The sequence below is a fragment of the Nonomuraea sp. NPDC050383 genome, from assembly GCF_044459125.1.
Lineage (GTDB): Bacteria > Actinomycetota > Actinomycetes > Streptosporangiales > Streptosporangiaceae > Nonomuraea.
Map to the genome: position 1 here is coordinate 1 of NZ_JBITIP010000039.1, position 1412 is coordinate 1412.

The window sequence follows — 1412 nt, forward strand, 5'->3', positions numbered from 1 at the left end:
GCCGACGAACCACCTGTCCACGGCGCTGGTCGAGGAGATCACCGAGGCCCTGTCCGCCACGGCGGCAGCCGTGGTGCTGGCCACGCACGATCGGCAGTTGCTCCGCGACACCGCCGGATGGCCGCGCCTGCACCTGTGACGCGCGGTCGGTGACGCCGGTTCAGGTGCCCGCCGGTTGGCTGTAGTCGGTGGCGGTGTAAACCTCCAGAAGCCTGTCGACCCCGCGCAAGAAGGTCTCGCAGATCAGCGCCGGGTCGAACAGGCAACCGGCGGCCATGGCGCCGTCGCGCATCATCACGAAGTGGCGCGCGGCAGGCTCCGCGCCGGTTTCCTGAATCCTCGCCAGCAGTTCCGTGACGGTGTCCAGGAACCATTGGCGATGGGCGAGCACCGCCTTGTGCACGGGCGACTCGGGGTCGGGATACTCGGCGGCGGCGTTGAGAAAGGCGCATCCCCTGAAGTCCGGTGACCGGATGCCCTGGGCGATGGACGCGCTGAGCGCCTGGAGGGTGCCGGCAGCCGGCAGCCCGGCGGCGACCGCCTCCTCCGCCTGATCCCGCATGACCAGGTCGACCTGGTTCAGGTAGGCGAGGACGAGGTCTTCCTTGCCGGGGAAGTGCCGGTAGAGGGTGGCCCGCGTCACCTTCGCCTCGGCGACGATGCGATCGATGCCGACGGCGTGGATGCCCTCCGCGTAGAAGAGCCTGGTGGCCGTGTTGAGCAGCCGGGACCGTGCTTCGGACGGCCGGCCTTCGGGTTGGCTGGGCATACGGCCAGCTTAGTGGGTAGAACGTTCGGTCTTGACAGTGCGCGGCACGGATTGCATACTCGGCCGAGATAGAACGTTCGGTCTACCTGGGTCGCGCAGCGGCCGGCCGGCGTTCCCCACACTCGCCCGTCGAAGGGATCACCATGAGCACCATCGCTGCTCCGCCCGGCGTTTCCGGTACCGCGTCCGCGCTGCGCCGGCTGTACTTCACCCGGTTCGCGTTCGCCATCGTCTGGGCCCTCGCGATGTTCACGACCGCCGCGGAGCTCGGCCCGCTCGCGGTCACCCTGCTCGTGCTCTATCCGCTGTTCGACGTGGCCGCAGCCATCGTCGACGCCCGCGCCTCGCGCGGCACCGGATCGCCTGGCCTGCTGTACGTCAACATCGCGGTCAGCCTGATCACCGCCCTCGGCGTGGCCCTCGCCTGCGCGTCCGGCATCCCGGCGGTGCTGCGCGTGTGGGGCGCCTGGGCGATCGTGGCCGGACTGGTCCAGCTCATCGTGGGCGTCACCCGCCGCAGGATGGGCGGCCAGTGGCCAATGATCATCAGCGGCGCCGTCTCCGCGCTCGCCGGGGCGTCGTTCATCGCCGGCGCCGCCGCGGACAGCCCGACGCTGCTCAACGCCGCCGGCTACGCCATCCC

General features: G+C 70.4%; 2 protein-coding genes. One reads left to right on the forward strand and one right to left on the reverse strand.

Going from position 1 to position 1412, the window contains the following annotated elements; translation table 11 throughout:
- Positions 1-160: 160 nt before the first annotated feature.
- On the reverse strand, positions 161-769 hold the full coding sequence (locus ACIBG4_RS42305) for a TetR/AcrR family transcriptional regulator (RefSeq protein WP_397208302.1): 609 nt from the start codon (positions 767-769) through the stop codon (positions 161-163).
- A gap of 143 nt (positions 770-912) precedes the next feature.
- Between ACIBG4_RS42305 and ACIBG4_RS42310 the strand changes: the two genes are divergently transcribed.
- Positions 913-1412, forward strand: a 500-nt coding sequence (locus ACIBG4_RS42310) for a hypothetical protein (protein WP_397208304.1), incomplete at its 3' end; no start/stop codon positions are given.

What these genes read in the sequence shown, in the direction of transcription:
- ACIBG4_RS42305 (WP_397208302.1), bottom strand. Translation starts at nt 769, where the DNA reads ATGCCCAGCCAACCCGAAGGCCGGCCGTCCGAAGCACGGTCCCGGCTG.